Source organism: Undibacterium sp. RuRC25W (assembly GCF_049339825.1).
Taxonomy (GTDB): Bacteria; Pseudomonadota; Gammaproteobacteria; order Burkholderiales; family Burkholderiaceae_D; genus Undibacterium.
In genome coordinates this window covers 190276-206065 of record NZ_JBMPPD010000003.1, presented here as the reverse complement: position 1 = coordinate 206065, position 15790 = coordinate 190276, and the positions used below count along the sequence as shown (strand labels likewise).

Here is a 15790-nt window from a genome sequence, read left to right as displayed (position 1 = left end):
TTAAAACACCCACATTCCGAATATCGAACAAGATCGCCGTCTCACGACAGGACTTCTGCTCATTCCACATATGTTGAAGCACGGATAGCTTGAATTGAGCACTGTAATGACTGAATTTTTTATCTAGTCCAGCTTCGCCGTGCAAGGTATATTGCTTTACCCAATTACGCACGAACGAGGGATTAATTTCATATTGATGAGCAACGGCTTGATAACCCGCTGAACCTTCTTGATACCGTTTAACAACGGCCAGTTTGAATTGCTTTGTGTATTTACTCATGAAAACACCCCAAAAGTTAGGACGGGTGTCCAACTTTTGGGGTGCAGTTCATAAGACTGGCTTTTTTATTGTCGTTAGATTCGGCACCACCCGGTTTCTAACAGTACACTTGACAATTAAGAAATTCTTATTAGAAGTGTACTACCACGAACAAACTAATCATATTAGATATTTTTTAATTGTCAATAACTCGAAACTGATTATTTGCTCTTGGTAAAACAAGGGCATTTTTTATGCCTGAATGAAAGATGGATTGATATGTTATATGTCACAAGGCAAACATAAGACCTTGGAATCAGCGTTCAATCAATCCAGGAAGAAGTTAGGAAAGTAGAGAATGCTTGTTCATGGTTGAATAATACAGCGACGAACAAATGCAGAACGTGAGTGATTTAGGCACTAAATAACGACCATGCGCCTATAACAACAAGCAGACTCAAAATCCCGAAAGTATTTAATCAGTCATTTGTGTGACGAAAATAGCATGGCTCATTAGAGTGTAGTAGTTTGGCAAAATTACAGCGATACGGCATTAGATAAGTCCGAGTGCAACTGGCGAGAAGTTGCAACCAAGCCAAATGAACGAGCCCAATAACACAAATGCCATTGTTTGCGAACAATGGAGTTTCTTTCAGACTACTGATGAGGAATTATTCATGCCGATTCCTCAAGGCAAGAAGTTGGGTTGTGCAAAGCAAAAGGTTAAGGCTTAGTTCATAGAAATATGGATGCCGTGGAGATCCTGCACACTGCTGTTAGATAAGCAGAAAACGACTACGGTTTCAGTGAGTAGCTAACTACTTACTGGGGTCTTTTCAACTGAATGGAAAGAGACAAAAGCAAAACGATTTTATTCAAAATCGTAGGGTTAGGCTTTGTCTTTTTCTTTAGAAAAATACAAAGCTGTGTACCATCAATAACCAATAATTTCTGATTAATACTCTTCAAACAACCATTAACTCGTTAGAGATTTACGATAGTAAATAAAAATGGATTAGCGCCAATTTATTGATACTGGCATGTTGACAACAATAATTCTCTTGTTAGTCTAAAACTATAACAAAACGGAGAAAATATGCTAGACAAAATACTCAATTCATTCGGTTCAATATTGAAATTCTTGGGGGTAATGATTGGCCTCATCGTGGTATCTGCAATCATTTGGACTTTTTATACATTGTCAGGAGGCTCTTCTAGCCGCCACGACAAAGAGCCAGAAGTTAAATCTGTAGCCTCACAAATTCAATCTAAGGAAACAGCAAAACCAAAGGATGATGGACTTGCAAGTCAATTAAGTCTTAAGGTGACGGATATACAAGGGCATTATTTTGATATGTTTAAAGCTTACGATAAAGTGAATGTGGACGTTGAAATTGAAAACACCAGCGGTAAAACCTTGAAAGGCTTTCTTGGTGATGTGATTATTAAAGATGCCTTTGGTGATGTCGTGAAAACTGTTAGCTACAAAAGTGATGAAGATTTGCCACCAGGGAAAACCACTCGCAAACTTACTTTAGAATTGAATATATATATGAAAGATGATCAGAGATTAGCAGCATTGAACAAATTTACCTCTGAGTTCCATATTGAAAAAATCTTGACTGAATGAGTTACAAAGGCACTCTGAATAGAGATATACAGAAAGCACCAACAGGTGCTTTTTTTACGACCTAACGTCTCACGTTAGGTAATCACGTTTGAATGGCTGTACCGTTTTTCTTCAATCGCTAATAATTCATACCACATTACAGCGATAAACCCATCAACTGCCAACTAAGTGAAATCAGTCACTTTGAAGGAGGGTTCAAACCATGACATTAATTAAAAGGAAAAATCATGAACCCAAATCAAGTACAACCTATGGACTGTCTCACATTTTGCATTAACAGTATGGATGAATCACTTCTCAAATTTGCCAACTATGATGCTGGAAAAAATACCATTAAGATTTTGAACAAAATTTATCCAACGATTAATGAGCGGCTTAAAGTTTATATTCTTATCAGTCATTCCTACATCATGACTCAGGCATTGACCCAATTAATGGGAAATCCATTGAATGTTGATGGAGCAACCGAAACCATTTCATCACCAATTTTTGCTAAATTTCAAAAGAACTTGATTGAAACAGTCAACAAGAATTTTCCAATGCTTATGTCCAAATTGACGCAAGAACACCGAATGAAACTTGAAGCATTGTTTGCATAATGAAAAGCACCCATTGGGTGCTTTTTTTACGACCTAACGTCAAACGTTAGGACCTCACGCGCCACTGCATGTACCTTCTTCACTGACAGGCGTACAGTTCGTTCTATTGATTGGCAACACAAAGAAGTCAATCAAATAAAGCGATCAACTGTAGCGACTACCCACTCAATACCTACCAGTGAAATAATTCACATGGAAAGGAGGGAATAAATATGATTTAAATTAAAGGAAAATATCATGAACCAACTTAATCTTATCGCAGTCCCTAACGGTGCTTTTACTCTTGAAGAAGCTCTTCAAGATTCAACAGTTCAACAAGCTATTCAAATAATTAAAACCATTGAAGGCACCACAACATCAAAAATCAAGGCTTTTCTCGCCATCTATCAAATGATTGATGCTTTGTCTCAAATGCGCCAGCAAGACATTGATATGAGCCAATTGCACTACGAGAATTTTAGAAACTCAATGACGATGGTCATTAATGTTAGCTACGATTCAATCATGAAGTCTTTCACCAACCACGAACGCAAAATGCTTCAAGAGTTGGTTGCAAAAGCTCCTGCACACTAAGCTTCAGTAGCACCAAAAACAATGGCTCCAATTCGGAGCCTTTTTTGTTGATCTCTGCGCCTATGTCAGTCAAAATCATATGAATTTAACTGTCAACACTACACATGGCAAAGTCACCTAAAGACATTCAACGATTGCAGGTAATCGGTAAGAGCTTGCAGAAGCTGCGAGTGAAAACAGGCTATTCACAAGAAGAGGTTTCTGAACGTCTCAATATCACATCCAAGTCGTATGGTGCATATGAGCAAGGCACTTCCACACCGGACATTCTGAGATTGATTCAGATTGCTGAAATCTTTGAATGTGAGCTTGATGAACTTCTAGTTGGTATCAGTTCAAAACCTGATGACCAGGCCAAACACATAGCCAGCCTTTTACAAGGAGTTAAACGAGCCGATAGACTCCACATTGTCAGAATTGTGGAGAAAATTTGTCTAATTTCAAAAGGCAAATCAAAAATAGACTCCTAACAAGGTGAATTTATATCTTTACTCTTTTTTCTCTATGTTTTTCAGCAAGGGTTACATGAAGTTTTTCGTTGAGATTTTTCTTAACAATAAACTGCTCAACTTCTTGTTCAGTCACACGGCCACCATTACGAAACCATTCATAGAAAAAGTCACCTTCATCAGGATATTTGTAAATGCAGGCCGGACCATCATCCCTATGGCGCTCACCATTAATCCACCACTCCTTGCCGCCATCTGAATACTCAACTGCAGGTCCATCTTCTCGGTGTAATTCATCATTCAAATACCAACTCTTTTGCTGAATAGTCAAAGAGCCATCAACGTTTTTTTTAAAATTTATTTTCGCTGGACCATTTTCACAGTGAATTTTTCCATCCTTGTAAATACAAACGCATTCACCTTCTTGAAAGACACCATTTTTTAGATCGCCATTCACATCTTTTTTCATATTTTTATTGCTCTTATATTTGTGGGCAGCTTAGTTGCAGAGTAGTGCCCTCATCAATCAAAAATGCATTAGTTAATCGCTAAAGCAACCAGCCTTATATTAAGTCTAGCAAATAAATTTTTCGAAGCAATAGAACAGAAGCACTTAAACGAGTGCTTTTTTTATTTCTGCATTTTTACCCCATCCCTGCGGGAGCACCTACTTCATTTATGCGTTGCAAAATAAAGCAGGTCGATGAAATTCACTCTTACAACTGGCGCACGTAGTGAGAACGCTCCGCCGTTCTTCCAATATGTGAGGCCGGGGCCGGCACCAGCCAAGTGCGTTTAGTTAGAGCCAATTACATCAACAGCACCGGGAAGAAGTCTATTTTTTCTCACGATTGATTCAAGGATCATTTTCAGTTCCTGAATCTTTTGAGCATCATTTCCAATAGTAAAAGCTTGAACCAAGTCCCTCAAGTCTGCTACTGACACCAATAATTCATCTTGAGTAGTGATGATGTTTTTGTTGTATACGAAATTCATTTTTTCACAATTAAGAATTTTTTCTAGAATTTAACCTTTCTTGAAGAATTTTTTCTGCTGAAATTTCTTCTTCAAAATCTTCAAAAGCAATAAATTCTTCATCAATTTCAACATCACTCATTGATTTAGGAACAACAGACTGAGATTCTTTTTCAAAAACTTTTCTTCTCTTCTCAAATTCTTTATTCACTTTGAAATGAACATCTCTCAAAAAATCTGTGACAAACATTCCTTTGTCATCGGCTAACTTCTCTAAACCCTTGTAAACGTCTTTCTCAACAGAACTAGCAATAAGTTCGTCATCGTTATCTCTACTCTGATCCACTAACTGAATGAGAATTTGCTCAAAGAATTGATTCCAACTTTTACCCCCTCTCAATTTTTTACTGGCATAAATTAAATACTTCTCTTCAAGATCAAGGTTCAATTTCATTTTTGTTGTTTTCATTTTCATCTCCATTAAATTATTTAAATAACTCATGGAGACTAAATGTCAATCACATTTTCAGAACTTTGAATATTTTCAAATTTCAGACTCGTCATCAGATTTACCCATTCTTTCTTTCATAACTTTGAGAAGTTTGGGAATATTTGTAGACAGGCACTGACGTGCAATGATCGAAAAAGTTATTGAGTCAATTTCTTTATATTCATTGGTTAACTTCACTAGCTCATTCACTTGATCGTAGATTTCTCTTTCAATGTAAAAGTTAGTTTTCACTAAATCTTCGAATTTTTTCTTGCGACCTCTCTTCTTTTTATCTTCTATTTTTATTCTCCTAATAATTAAAGTTATTTATATCCTCGATATTTATAGGATGCAAAGATCAAAAAGAAAGTCAATATTTCGAGATGAAATATTTCAAGGATATAAATATCTTCTTATTTATCGATATCCACTTTTATGCAGATCGTGGACATTACTTTTTAATTTCGTAAAATTAAGAGTACAGAACAGCAAGACAAACAAACCATACCAGGAGAACCCTGACGGTTCTCCTTTTTATGGATTTGTCTCTTGCTGGGGTTCCCCCAGACCCCTAGTACAAATTACAAAAATAAGAAGGAGAAAATCCCATGAGCAACATTAAAAACATATCGTCAGAAATAAAATTACACCCAGGCCAAGCTGGTTCGGATGATGATTCCAGATTGAAAAGAACCAAAGTTCTTGAAGTAAATTTATCCCCATTTGAATATGACAACCTCAAAGACAAGTGGAGAGAAACCAACTTTAATTCAATGGCTAAGTTTGCTAGATATAAATTATTTGGTGGAACTGAACACAAAATTGATCTTCATTTTGAGCATAAAAGAGATGATCGCATTCTTGCGGCACAATATTTATCCGAGTTAAATAGGCAAGGAAAAAATTTGAATCAGATTGCAAAGCAATTAAATTCAAAAACCGACTTCACTAAACAAGAAGTTCAATTGGCTCTCAAAGATTTGAATAAAGCTCTTAAAAGCATTGAGGAAATCAAGGAAAAATTCTTCAATCACAAAAATAAATGAGAGCGAGTTTAATGATTAATGCAGTCCAAGGACATCGCACGAATTCAGTTCAAGAAGCGATTAATTATCTAAAAAGTGACCATGACCATAATGGCACTTTTAGAAATGTGAAGCCAAGAGACTTTGCAGGCAGTGCCATTGATTGCGTCTATGCTGCTGAAAGTATCGACAGAAAACATAAGTATGTTTCTGGTTCATTGGCTTTTGAACCAAGTGAACGACCAACTGACAAAGAGCTTTTGGCAGTGATTGAATCATTCAGAAAAACATTCATGGCAGGTCTTGAACATGGAGTCAACTTTGTTGACTTCTGGAATATTCATGAAGATAAAGGCCGTATCGAGTTGAACTACATTATTCCCCTGACTGAATTAACCACTGGCAAAAGAATAAATCCATTTCCACCCGGTAAAGCAAAGGAAGATTTTAAGGATTCTTTTGACGCCTACATTAATCATCAGCTTGGATTTGACCAGGTAGTTCGTGATCCACTTAAAGCAACAAATTCAAAATTTGAAGCCAAGGTTTTACCTCACTCCAAATCAAAACTTGCAGAACAGGTTAGAGCTAACAAGCCAGATAAAGAAAACATTAGTGATAATGTGGCTTATCAAATTCATCAAGGTAAAATTTCCAACAGACAACAATTATGCGATTACTTGGAAAATTTTGGTGAAATCACCAGAGTGAACGATAAGTTCATTTCACTGAAAATTCACGGATCACAAAAAGCCTTTCGTTTAAAAGGTCCAGTTTATGAATATGGTGCTAATTTTCAAAAATTGAAACTTGAGTCTGCTACCAAAGAAGCACCACACAGAAAGCAGCTTAATGATTCTGACTTTCAAAAAGTTCGTGACACTCTCAAAAGATTGACTGATTCAAGAAAGGAATTTCATCAGAAGTTGATCAGTCAGCCTATGGTCGGTAGAAGCAACAAAAATCGTTTGTATGGCGCGAAGTCAATTCCTAAGCAGTCCGCACCAGTCAAAGAAGTTCAGCAGACACCACAGAAGGCCCCTACACAGGTTCAAGCACCATTGGTTAGCACAGTACCTAAGCAAGTTCCTGAGATCGCTCAGAAGCAGCCTACAGCCGGTCAACCAGGAATGAAGGATTCACCAACTAAAGAAAGTGCTTCCTCTGGACCAACTTCAATGGGTAGCAGTTCAGATTCATCTATTGGAAATCTTCAAGCTCAATTGTCTGATTTGAGAAATCAAATTGCTAATGCCAAAGATCCAGCCAAAGCTGCGTCTCTCAAAATTAGAGCTATGAAACTTGAACAGCAGATTGGCGCAGCAGTGGAAGCTGACCGAATTAGAAAACTCAAAGAATCAGAACGATTCAGTGGCATCAAGAAAAAATATTAAGTATTCGGCCCAATAAAAAAGCACCCGAAGGTGCTTCTTTATTTTAGTCCTAATTTTTTTTGGCTTACTGATTGAGTAATGCAATTATTAAAATCTTCTTCAGATAAATTTATTCCGTTTAAGAACCATTCTTTTTTCCCATTTTGATATTCAATGGCGGGGCCATCCTCGCGGTGCATTTTCCCATTTGTTAACCAATATTTATCACCTTCAGCTAATTCAATAGCTGGCCCAGCCTCTCGATGATTTATTCCATTTATCACCCAATGTCTAGTTCCGTCTGCAAATTCAACAGCAGGCCCATCTTCACGATGAATAACACCATTTAAATACCATTTTTTATCACCATTTTTATTTACTACCAACCCATTCTCTATGACTTCATTTTTCATAACATTCTCTCCTTTATTAATAATTTTAATAAATCGAAAATAGAAGTCAAATGGAGAGCGTCAATATCTAATATATTATTATGCTTGAGCCCAAAGTTTTGCACCAATGTCACTATGCCTTAAAGTGGCATATCGTTTCAAAGTTCCCAATTCAATATGGCCTGAAATTTTGCTAATTTCAATGTCAGTCAAATTTGTATTCACAAAATACCAGCTAACAGCACAATGCCTTAAATCGTGAATTTTGAAGTTTGTAACTTTGGCATTTTTGCAGATGACTTTGAACCGAGCAGCAAGAACAGAACTACTTTTCCAATAGCCACCAAACACCAACGATTGACCATCCTTCTTCAACTTCATAAGCCTGTCTTTAATGAAGTGATAAAAATCTGGCCTTAGTGGAACTTTCCGATCTTCGGCATTCTTTTTATCAGCAATTTTTGTGTTCTCTTTGGGAACAAAAATATATGAGTGACTTGGATTTTTTTCATCCAAATGAATTTCATCCCACTTGATAAGAAGACTTTCACCGGCACGCATACAAGAATAGTATTGCCAAAGAATAAGGCACCTCAATTCTTCGCGCTTCACATACATTTTTTCTGTAGCAGCCAGCAAGCTATCTAATTCACCAGCTTCAAGAATCCGATCCCGTGGAATCCAAGCTTTAGGAGGCGAATTCTCATCAAATGGCTTACGGTCAAACGTGTAATCATGGTGTTTGGCGTGCCACTTCAAAGAAGTCCTGATGGCATAGTAGAGCTTGCGAATGGTGCTTTCACTGTAGGTCTTTGTGACCAACTCACCAGTTTTCACATTCAAAATTTTATGACCTGCATAAAGCGGACTAGGTTTCTTTTTAGTCACTTGGTCAGGAATGACCTGTTCTAGTTTGGCCTTCAAGTAGAGGGCAAACGTTCCAGATTTGAAATTTCCAAGAGGAACCTTTCCAATCTCCAACTTCAATTTTTCAAGGTCATACCGTTTGCCATCGGCAACAGTGTTGTGCTTTAAATATTCGGTGAAAATTTGAGCCAAAGTCAGCTTCTTGATTTTGGTGATGTCTACCGACTCACCACGATCAATTTTTGACTTGACTTCACGAATGAATTTTTCAGCTTCTTTTTTTGTCTTGTAAGTCTTGCTTACAGCAACACCAGCTTCGCGCACACGCACCAAGAACGACACATCGCCATTGACGCCAACACGTTCAGTGATCAACTTCCCCGCCATCTTCACCACTCCTTTTAGAACGTCCAAGTTGGAACTTGGAACAAATTTGGAACATTGTGGCTAGGATAGCGTACATCACAACTGTAAGTAGTTGCTGTATAAGGAGTTTTTCAACTTGTTAGTGTTCCCTCCTAAGCGTAAGATGTGGGTTCGATTCCCGCCGGCGGGACCAGTGTCCTCTATGTGCAATTGCTTTATCTCGCATCTTCGGTAACGTTTCCACGAGTTTTTGTCGATGTAAGTTCCTTCATCAGATTGTCGAGGGAGTCGCTTTTTGAATTCATTCACCGCAATACCACCTTCTGACTTTACACAGGTTTTGTTGGTAACGCCGCGTCTACGCTTACGTCCTTTGCGATGTTCGGATGCCGACGATATGTTCAACGTGTATTCTGACCCGCAGGTGATGCGGTACGGCAGTTCACCCGTCTGGTCGTCGGTCAATGAGGCAATAACCTCTTTGACGAGAACCGATCTGGGTATGCGTACCGGACAATTTCTCAGGTTGGCATTGACCGAAACTGAACACGATCGCTTTATTGGTGATTGCTGCCTATTCAAGTTTGATCATCAATGTCGTCATGCCGAGGTGGGGTACAGCTTGGGGGCTGACTACTGGGGACGTGGGTATATGCACGAGGCATTGATTGCTTTACTGAATTATGGTTTCGATGCGCTCAATCTTCATCGTGTTGAAGCGGATGTCGATCCGCAGAATATCGCTTCCCTCAACTGTCTTGAGCGACTTGGCTTTATCAAAGAAGGCTTTTTGCGCGAACGCTGGATTGTCAATGGCGTACTGTCGGATACAACATTGCTTGGCTTATTGCGCCGTGAATGGACGCATGCCAATTAGTTGGAAGTAATTTTTTCGTTGTTCTGTAGACAGTTAGTTTATCTCTGCATACCCAAACCATCTACCATTCTCTGCTCCCACAAGCCTGTTGCTTCTCCCCAGAACTGATCGATCGTCGTCAGCGATGAACTCACTGGGAGTTGCAGAAACTGTGCGGCCGGTATCAGCGCTTCATGGAGTAAATCGTTATCTCCACGATCAAAAGCGAGGGCGCCGGTTTGCTTTGAGAGCTTTTCACCCGCATCGTTATTGACCACTGGGACATGCAAGTAACGTACACGGGGCAAGCCTAGTGCTTCTTGTAGATAAATTTGGCGAGCTGTTGAATCAAGTAAATCTGCACCGCGGACGATGTCTGTGATTCCTTGTGCCGCGTCATCGACGACGACAGCTAACTGATAGGCCCAAAAGCCGTCGGCGCGTTTTAAGACAAAGTCGCCCACCTCTATACTGATATCCTGTGTTTGCAGGCCGCAATAACGGTCTTTAACATGAATCACATGGTGCGGTCGCGGCAAGCGTAAACGCCAAGCGCGAGGGACCTTGCCTTCACTCAATCCTCCGCGGCAGGTGCCGGGGTAAATCTGGCTGGCTGGTTCACCCATGCGCAGTCGAGAATCAGCAATTTCTTTACGAGAACAGGCGCAAGCATAGACCTGATCGCCAAGCTTTTCTAACGCATTCTGATACAAATCCTGGCGCTGACTTTGCCACGTAACGTCGCCTTCCCATTGCATACCGCAACGTTGCAATGAATGCAGAATATGCTGATCAACCCCTTTGACATTGCGGTCGAAATCCAGATCTTCGATGCGGACCAACCATTGTCCATGGTGTGCTTTTGCATCCAGATAGCTCGCCATGGCGGCGACGAGTGATCCCATGTGTAATGGGCCGGTGGGCGAGGGCGCAAAGCGTCCTGTGTAAGTCGGTTGATGCATCTTAATCGTTTCCAAGCAACATGCTTTGTACGGTAGGGTCTTTGAGTTTTTGTAAAAACCAGTGTAAGGCTTTGCCTTTATTGGTATGACGCCAGACGTAGCAGCAGGTTTCCGTGGGGCGTCGGTGATCCGTCTGTTTTTCGATGAGTGCCCCAGATTGTAAATGAGGTGCGGCAATTGCGCGCGGCAGATGGCCACAACCCAGCCCTGCCAATTGTGCGGCCAATTTTGCTTCGACCGAAGCAACGGTCAGGGTATCTTGTCCATTCAGTAACCCCGCTGTCATCGTGGGGAGACTGCGCCCCGTATCGCCAATCGCTGCTGCCCGGTATTGTTGGATCAGCTCTGTGCTGATTGGTTCATCTGCCTTCGCGAGAGGATGTTCTGGGGCAACCGCAAATACCCAGTCAATCGCCCCTAGCACGCGAGTTTGCAAGTCGCCTTGCATACGAATGGCGTCCGGGCCATCATAGGCGGCACCAATGGCCAGATCAGATCGTCCCGTCATCATTGATTCCCAGACGCCCGACAACACTTCCTGCGAAAAACGCAGTCTGGTGCCACAATTTTGTTGTTCAAATTCTTTGATTAAGGGAAGTAAATGTTCAAAGCGAATGATGACATCGAGGACGATTCTGAGTTCTGATTCCCAACCAGTTGCCGTCCGTTTTACGCGGTTTTCTAATTCTTGCGCAGCATTGAGCAGGTGCCGCCCTTGCGACAATAGTTCGCTACCAGCAGGCGTCAGTTTAGCGCGATGACCTCGACGATCATAAAGTAAGACGTCGAGATCTTCTTCCAGCTTTCGGATGCTGTAAGTGATGGCTGACGGCACTTTATCGAGGGCCATGGCCGCGGCTGCAAAGCTGCCTTTGCGGTCAATTGCATCAAGAATTTGTAGGGCTTCTAAGGTGATATTCATGATTATTCAAAATATTTGAACGAGTTGTATGAAATTTTACCCTTATATTAGATCTCGTCCTTGTATATAGTGGACATATTCATCAAATAAATTGAATTGGAATTCATATGATTACCCTCAGATTGTCTCAGGATCGCGGCCCAGCAAATCACGGCTGGTTAAAGTCTTTCCATAGCTTTTCATTTGCTGAGTATTATGATCCACAGCACATGAGTTTTGGACCACTGCGGGTGATCAATGATGACTGGATTGCCCCAGCGATGGGTTTCGGTACACATCCGCACAAAGACATGGAAATCATCACTTATGTGCTTGAAGGTGCGATAGCGCACAAGGACAGCATGAATAACGGCAGTACGATACGCCCAGGTAATGTGCAGTACATGAGTGCTGGAACTGGCGTACGCCATTCTGAATTCAATCCATCGAGTACGGAACATACGCAATTACTGCAAATCTGGATACAACCAGATGTGCTTAATGTGCCTCCATTATATGAAGAAAAAGAATTTAGCCGTGCTCAAAAAGAAGGTAAATTATGCGTTGTCGCCTCCAGTGATGGCGCTGATGGTTCGATCAAAATTCGTCAGAATGCACGCTTATTGATTGGCTTGTTTGATGGCGATCAGCAACAAGAAATGGTTTTACACCCAGAGCGTCTGACCTACGTCCATCTGGCACGCGGTGAACTGACCGTTAATGGTGTTGCGCTCAAAGCGGGAGATGCCATGAAATTGCAGAATGAAGCATTGTTGCAGTTAAGTGCAGGGAAACAGGCGGAAGTTTTAGTATTTGATCTGCCGAAGTAATTCATTGAATCGTCAGTGTGATTTAAATTTTAATTTTTCACCCCAGGAGAGAAACATGACAAAAGTAGCGATTGTGTACCATTCAGGTTACGGCCATACCACCAAAGCTGCCGAGGCAGTGCAAGCCGGTGTCGTTGCGGCAGGTGCAGAAGCAGAACTGATTTTGATCGATAAAGATGGCAATATTACCGACGACCAATGGGCATCATTGGCAACTGCTCAAGCGATCGTTTTTGGTTCGCCAACATACATGGGAACCGTGTCTTGGCAATTCAAAAAATTTGCCGATGCAAGTTCCAAGCCGTGGTACACGCAAGTCTGGAAAGACAAGATCGCTGCTGGTTTCACTAATTCTGCATCGATGAATGGTGACAAACTATCGACGTTGCATTATCTGTTCACGTTCTCGCAACAGCACAGTATGATCTGGGTTGGCACTGGCCTGATGCCATCTAACAGCAAAGCAGCACAACGCAATGACATCAATTTTATTGGTAGTTCCAGCGGTCTGATGACCCAATCCCCATCGGATTCTTCGCCAGATGAAGGTCCATTGCCGGGTGATCTCGACACAGCGAAATCATTCGGTCAACGTATTGCGACTGTCGCTAAAAAACTCGCTTAACCTTCGCTTTACGTTTGCGCGGTTTCAAGTGGTGCCTGTTCAATGGCACTTTGGATGTACAGAAAATCGGCCCTGTCACCTATCATGGACAGAGGTCGGTTTTTTTATGGTTATTTGCTTTGAACTAAGGCCTGATCAAGCTCAATAGTTCTGGATAAGATTTGTTCAACGGTCCAATGACGCGTAATCCAGATCACCAGCGCACCACCAGATAATTGCTGCCAGCTTGCACCGTCGCGTATCTGATGTTGGCGCTGATACGCCGCTGCAATACGCCATGCAAAAATCATCACTGGCGGCGGAGTGTCGAGGGTCGCGGCAGAAAATAAGTAAGAGACCGGATTAAGTTCGACCAACACTGGGGTGCCTTCACACCCACTTTTCTCCCATAGCGTTTGTTGTTGCTCGCTCGTCGCGATGACTTGCGGAGGTGCCGGTTGACCAGTGACACCTTCCAAGCCCCAGTAGTACAAGGCCCAAGGGGCGCCATAGATCAGTGCGATGATGCCGATGAGGGCTGTGATGAGGGTAATTTTAGTTTGTTTGAGGTGGACATGGCGGTGTTCCGTGGTGAGGAAAGCAGGCTTTATTATCTGTTGGATTGTCATCTGAGATGAAGCATTTTGTGGGATATTGTGATGAGGTTTAAGCTGGCGCAATAAAGCCTTACTTTCGTTTTTGTTGTTCTGTCATTGATTAATTAGATTGCGCTTCGTTGCTATCAGACTTGGGGTGGCTCGGCGGCCACTTCTTTTACTTTTGCTTCGTCAAAGTAAAATCAAAAGCAAAATCAAAAGCACCAAAATACGACTACAATCGTAACTGGTTTTTATTGAACACTTCATCATCATTTATCATTCATCGCTGCCATGACAACCAAAACGATCAGACTTTGTAAGCAAATTGGGGTAGGACTAGGGATCAGTATTATTTCTTCATACGCACTAGCGCAGCAGGCTGTGCCGACGCAGGTCAGCGAACCGGTGCTGCGTGCGCATTTGTCGTTTCTGGCAGATGATTTATTAGAAGGTCGCGGCACAGGGCAACGTGGCGGTGATCTGGCGGTTCGTTATCTGGAAACGCAGTTAAGTCTCATGGGCTTACACACGTTGCCATCGGATCAGGTAAAGGGATATCGTCAGGCTGTCAGTCTGGTTGGCAGTAAAACTTTACCAGAGAGTACTGTCAGTTTTGAGATTAATGGTCAGACTTTTTCGCCGCAGTTAGGTACAGAAGTCGTGTTTGGTTCGTCAGGTGGAAAAGCAGACGTTGCCTTTGATGCGCCTGTCGTGTTTGTGGGTTACGGTGTTCGCGCGTCAGAAGAACGGTGGGATGACTTTAAAGGCGTCGATCTCAACGGTAAATTGCTGGTGATGATGGTCAATGATCCACAGCCAACTGCGGAAGAACCAAATCGTTTTGCTGGTAAGGCGCTGACGTATTATGGGCGTTGGACTTACAAGTATGAAGAAGCAGTACGTCAGGGCGCTGCTGGTGTTTTGTTGATCCATACGACGCCATCGGCGACCTATGCTTGGAACGTGCCGCAGACGAGTTTTAGTCATGAGCGTTTTAGTATTGCCAATACCGGTAATGCGCTGGAAGGCTGGATGCAGGATGCTGTTGCACAGCAGTTGTTTAGCCGTGCTGGCGTCAATCTTGACCAGTTGCGTGCGCGTGCAGAAACGCGTGAATTTGCCCCAGTCAGTTTGAATGCCATTGCTCACGTAAAACTCAAGAGTCAGGTAAGGAAAGTAGAACAGTTTAATGTGATCGGCATGGTGCCGGGTACAGATCCACAACTGAAATCCCAGGCGGTGGTGTACTCAGCCCATTGGGATCACCTCGGTATGGAGACCCGCTCAGATGGCAGTTCCCATATCTGGAATGGCGCGGTGGATAATGCCTCAGGGTCTGCTGCTTTGCTGGCGATGGCGCAGGCTGCTGTGCAGCATCCTGCGAAGCGGACGCAGATATTTTTCTGGCCTGCAGCAGAAGAGCAGTATTTGCTGGGTAGCGCAGCTTACGTCACCAATCCGCCATGGCCGCTGGCTAAAACGGCGGCCGACCTGAATCTTGATAGCATGAATTTTGTTGGAAAAACGCGTGATATTGGTATTGAAGGCAGTGAACGCAGCAGCCTGCATAGCAATGCCGTCAATGTCGCTAAGAAGATGGGATTGGAGATTGCTAAGGCGGCGCCAGATTTGGGGGGGGCGTTTTTCCGTGCAGATCACTTCAATTTTGCGCGGGCTGGGGTGCCAGCGTTTAATGTTGGTTCTGCGGTGTTTTCTGGCGATGGTCATTTCGATTTTGTTCAGCAGGGACAGATGGATGCCAGCGGAAAAATGCTAGGCTTTAAAAATGATTACCATACTGAGCGCGACAAATATCATGCTGAGTGGGATCTGAGCGGTATGCAGCAGCAAGCGCAATTTACCCTTAATCTGGGTTATGACATCGCGAATACAAAAACGATGCCAGTATGGAACAAAGGCGAAGCCTTCGGCAAAAAACGGGACTCCGCTGTGGCAGCGTCTGCATCATCTGCATCATCTGCATCATCTGCACCATCCCTAACTAACTGAACCGCTTGTTAGTAGTGATTGAAGTACCAA

General features: G+C 42.2%; 19 protein-coding genes. 10 read left to right on the top strand and 9 right to left on the bottom strand.

Features of this window, described 5'->3' with window-relative positions:
- A partial coding sequence (locus ACO0KV_RS03255) for a transposase (RefSeq protein WP_423039811.1) occupies positions 1 to 280 on the bottom strand: 280 nt, incomplete at its 3' end.
- 1075 nt (positions 281 to 1355) lie between these two features.
- On the opposite strand from ACO0KV_RS03255, the gene ACO0KV_RS03250 reads away from it, so the two are divergent.
- The 4 genes from ACO0KV_RS03250 to ACO0KV_RS03235 all read left to right on the top strand — a co-directional run bounded on the left by ACO0KV_RS03250 (position 1356) and on the right by ACO0KV_RS03235 (position 3531).
- Positions 1356 to 1889 (top strand): hypothetical protein, encoded by a 534-nt coding sequence (locus tag ACO0KV_RS03250; RefSeq protein WP_423039809.1) that lies wholly within the window; start codon positions 1356 to 1358, stop codon positions 1887 to 1889.
- A 227-nt stretch (positions 1890 to 2116) separates the two neighbouring features.
- A complete protein-coding gene (locus tag ACO0KV_RS03245) occupies positions 2117 to 2488 on the top strand; it encodes a hypothetical protein (RefSeq protein WP_423039808.1) in 372 nt (123 codons plus the stop codon).
- Positions 2489 to 2725: 237 nt separating this feature from the next.
- Positions 2726 to 3061, top strand: coding sequence for a hypothetical protein (locus ACO0KV_RS03240; protein WP_423039806.1), 336 nt, complete (start codon positions 2726 to 2728; stop codon positions 3059 to 3061).
- A gap of 104 nt (positions 3062 to 3165) precedes the next feature.
- The gene (locus ACO0KV_RS03235) at positions 3166 to 3531 is read left to right on the top strand and encodes a helix-turn-helix domain-containing protein (RefSeq protein WP_137008662.1); all 366 of its coding nucleotides are present in this window, start codon (positions 3166 to 3168) and stop codon (positions 3529 to 3531) included.
- A 10-nt stretch (positions 3532 to 3541) separates the two neighbouring features.
- On the opposite strand, the gene ACO0KV_RS03230 is transcribed toward ACO0KV_RS03235, so the two are convergent.
- The 3 genes from ACO0KV_RS03230 to ACO0KV_RS03220 form a co-directional block, all read right to left on the bottom strand.
- Positions 3542 to 3979 (bottom strand): hypothetical protein, encoded by a 438-nt coding sequence (locus tag ACO0KV_RS03230; RefSeq protein ID WP_423039804.1) that lies wholly within the window; start codon positions 3977 to 3979, stop codon positions 3542 to 3544.
- 326 nt (positions 3980 to 4305) lie between these two features.
- Entirely contained in the window at positions 4306 to 4506 is a 201-nt protein-coding gene (locus tag ACO0KV_RS03225; RefSeq protein ID WP_423039802.1) for a hypothetical protein, read from the bottom strand.
- A 10-nt stretch (positions 4507 to 4516) separates the two neighbouring features.
- A complete protein-coding gene (locus ACO0KV_RS03220) occupies positions 4517 to 4954 on the bottom strand; it encodes a hypothetical protein (protein WP_423039800.1) in 438 nt (145 codons plus the stop codon).
- A 629-nt stretch (positions 4955 to 5583) separates the two neighbouring features.
- On the opposite strand from ACO0KV_RS03220, the gene ACO0KV_RS03215 reads away from it, so the two are divergent.
- Together ACO0KV_RS03215 and ACO0KV_RS03210 are read left to right on the top strand one after the other, a co-directional pair.
- Positions 5584 to 6021 carry a plasmid mobilization protein gene (locus ACO0KV_RS03215; protein ID WP_423039798.1) on the top strand — a complete coding sequence of 146 codons (438 nt, stop codon included), beginning with the start codon at positions 5584 to 5586 and terminating at the stop codon, positions 6019 to 6021.
- Between the two features lie 11 nt (positions 6022 to 6032).
- The gene (locus tag ACO0KV_RS03210) at positions 6033 to 7394 is read left to right on the top strand and encodes a hypothetical protein (RefSeq protein WP_423039796.1); all 1362 of its coding nucleotides are present in this window, start codon (positions 6033 to 6035) and stop codon (positions 7392 to 7394) included.
- Between the two features lie 38 nt (positions 7395 to 7432).
- Here the strand turns inward: ACO0KV_RS03210 and ACO0KV_RS03205 are convergent, their stop codons facing one another.
- Both ACO0KV_RS03205 and ACO0KV_RS03200 read right to left on the bottom strand, forming a co-directional pair.
- Positions 7433 to 7786 carry a hypothetical protein gene (locus tag ACO0KV_RS03205; protein WP_423039795.1) on the bottom strand — a complete coding sequence of 118 codons (354 nt, stop codon included), beginning with the start codon at positions 7784 to 7786 and terminating at the stop codon, positions 7433 to 7435.
- Positions 7787 to 7864: 78 nt separating this feature from the next.
- Positions 7865 to 9019, bottom strand: coding sequence for a site-specific integrase (locus ACO0KV_RS03200; RefSeq protein ID WP_423039793.1), 1155 nt, complete (start codon positions 9017 to 9019; stop codon positions 7865 to 7867).
- A gap of 274 nt (positions 9020 to 9293) precedes the next feature.
- On the opposite strand from ACO0KV_RS03200, the gene ACO0KV_RS03195 reads away from it, so the two are divergent.
- A complete protein-coding gene (locus ACO0KV_RS03195) occupies positions 9294 to 9875 on the top strand; it encodes a GNAT family N-acetyltransferase (protein ID WP_423039791.1) in 582 nt (193 codons plus the stop codon).
- A gap of 38 nt (positions 9876 to 9913) precedes the next feature.
- Here the strand turns inward: ACO0KV_RS03195 and gluQRS are convergent, their stop codons facing one another.
- Together gluQRS and ACO0KV_RS03185 are read right to left on the bottom strand one after the other, a co-directional pair.
- Entirely contained in the window at positions 9914 to 10816 is a 903-nt protein-coding gene (gluQRS, locus tag ACO0KV_RS03190; protein WP_423039789.1) for a tRNA glutamyl-Q(34) synthetase GluQRS, read from the bottom strand.
- A 1-nt stretch (position 10817) separates the two neighbouring features.
- The gene (locus tag ACO0KV_RS03185; protein ID WP_423039787.1) at positions 10818 to 11738 is read right to left on the bottom strand and encodes a LysR substrate-binding domain-containing protein; all 921 of its coding nucleotides are present in this window, start codon (positions 11736 to 11738) and stop codon (positions 10818 to 10820) included.
- Positions 11739 to 11845: 107 nt separating this feature from the next.
- On the opposite strand from ACO0KV_RS03185, the gene ACO0KV_RS03180 reads away from it, so the two are divergent.
- A complete protein-coding gene (locus ACO0KV_RS03180; protein WP_423039785.1) occupies positions 11846 to 12547 on the top strand; it encodes a pirin family protein in 702 nt (233 codons plus the stop codon).
- Positions 12548 to 12602: 55 nt separating this feature from the next.
- The gene (locus ACO0KV_RS03175; protein WP_423039783.1) at positions 12603 to 13172 is read left to right on the top strand and encodes a flavodoxin family protein; all 570 of its coding nucleotides are present in this window, start codon (positions 12603 to 12605) and stop codon (positions 13170 to 13172) included.
- A 110-nt stretch (positions 13173 to 13282) separates the two neighbouring features.
- On the opposite strand, the gene ACO0KV_RS03170 is transcribed toward ACO0KV_RS03175, so the two are convergent.
- Complete coding sequence (locus ACO0KV_RS03170; protein WP_423039781.1) at positions 13283 to 13780, bottom strand: hypothetical protein; 498 nt, start codon at positions 13778 to 13780, stop codon at positions 13283 to 13285.
- 261 nt (positions 13781 to 14041) lie between these two features.
- Here ACO0KV_RS03170 and ACO0KV_RS03165 point away from each other — a divergent pair, with 261 nt between their 5' ends.
- Positions 14042 to 15760 carry a M28 family peptidase gene (locus tag ACO0KV_RS03165; RefSeq protein ID WP_423039779.1) on the top strand — a complete coding sequence of 573 codons (1719 nt, stop codon included), beginning with the start codon at positions 14042 to 14044 and terminating at the stop codon, positions 15758 to 15760.
- Positions 15761 to 15790: the final 30 nt, after the last annotated feature.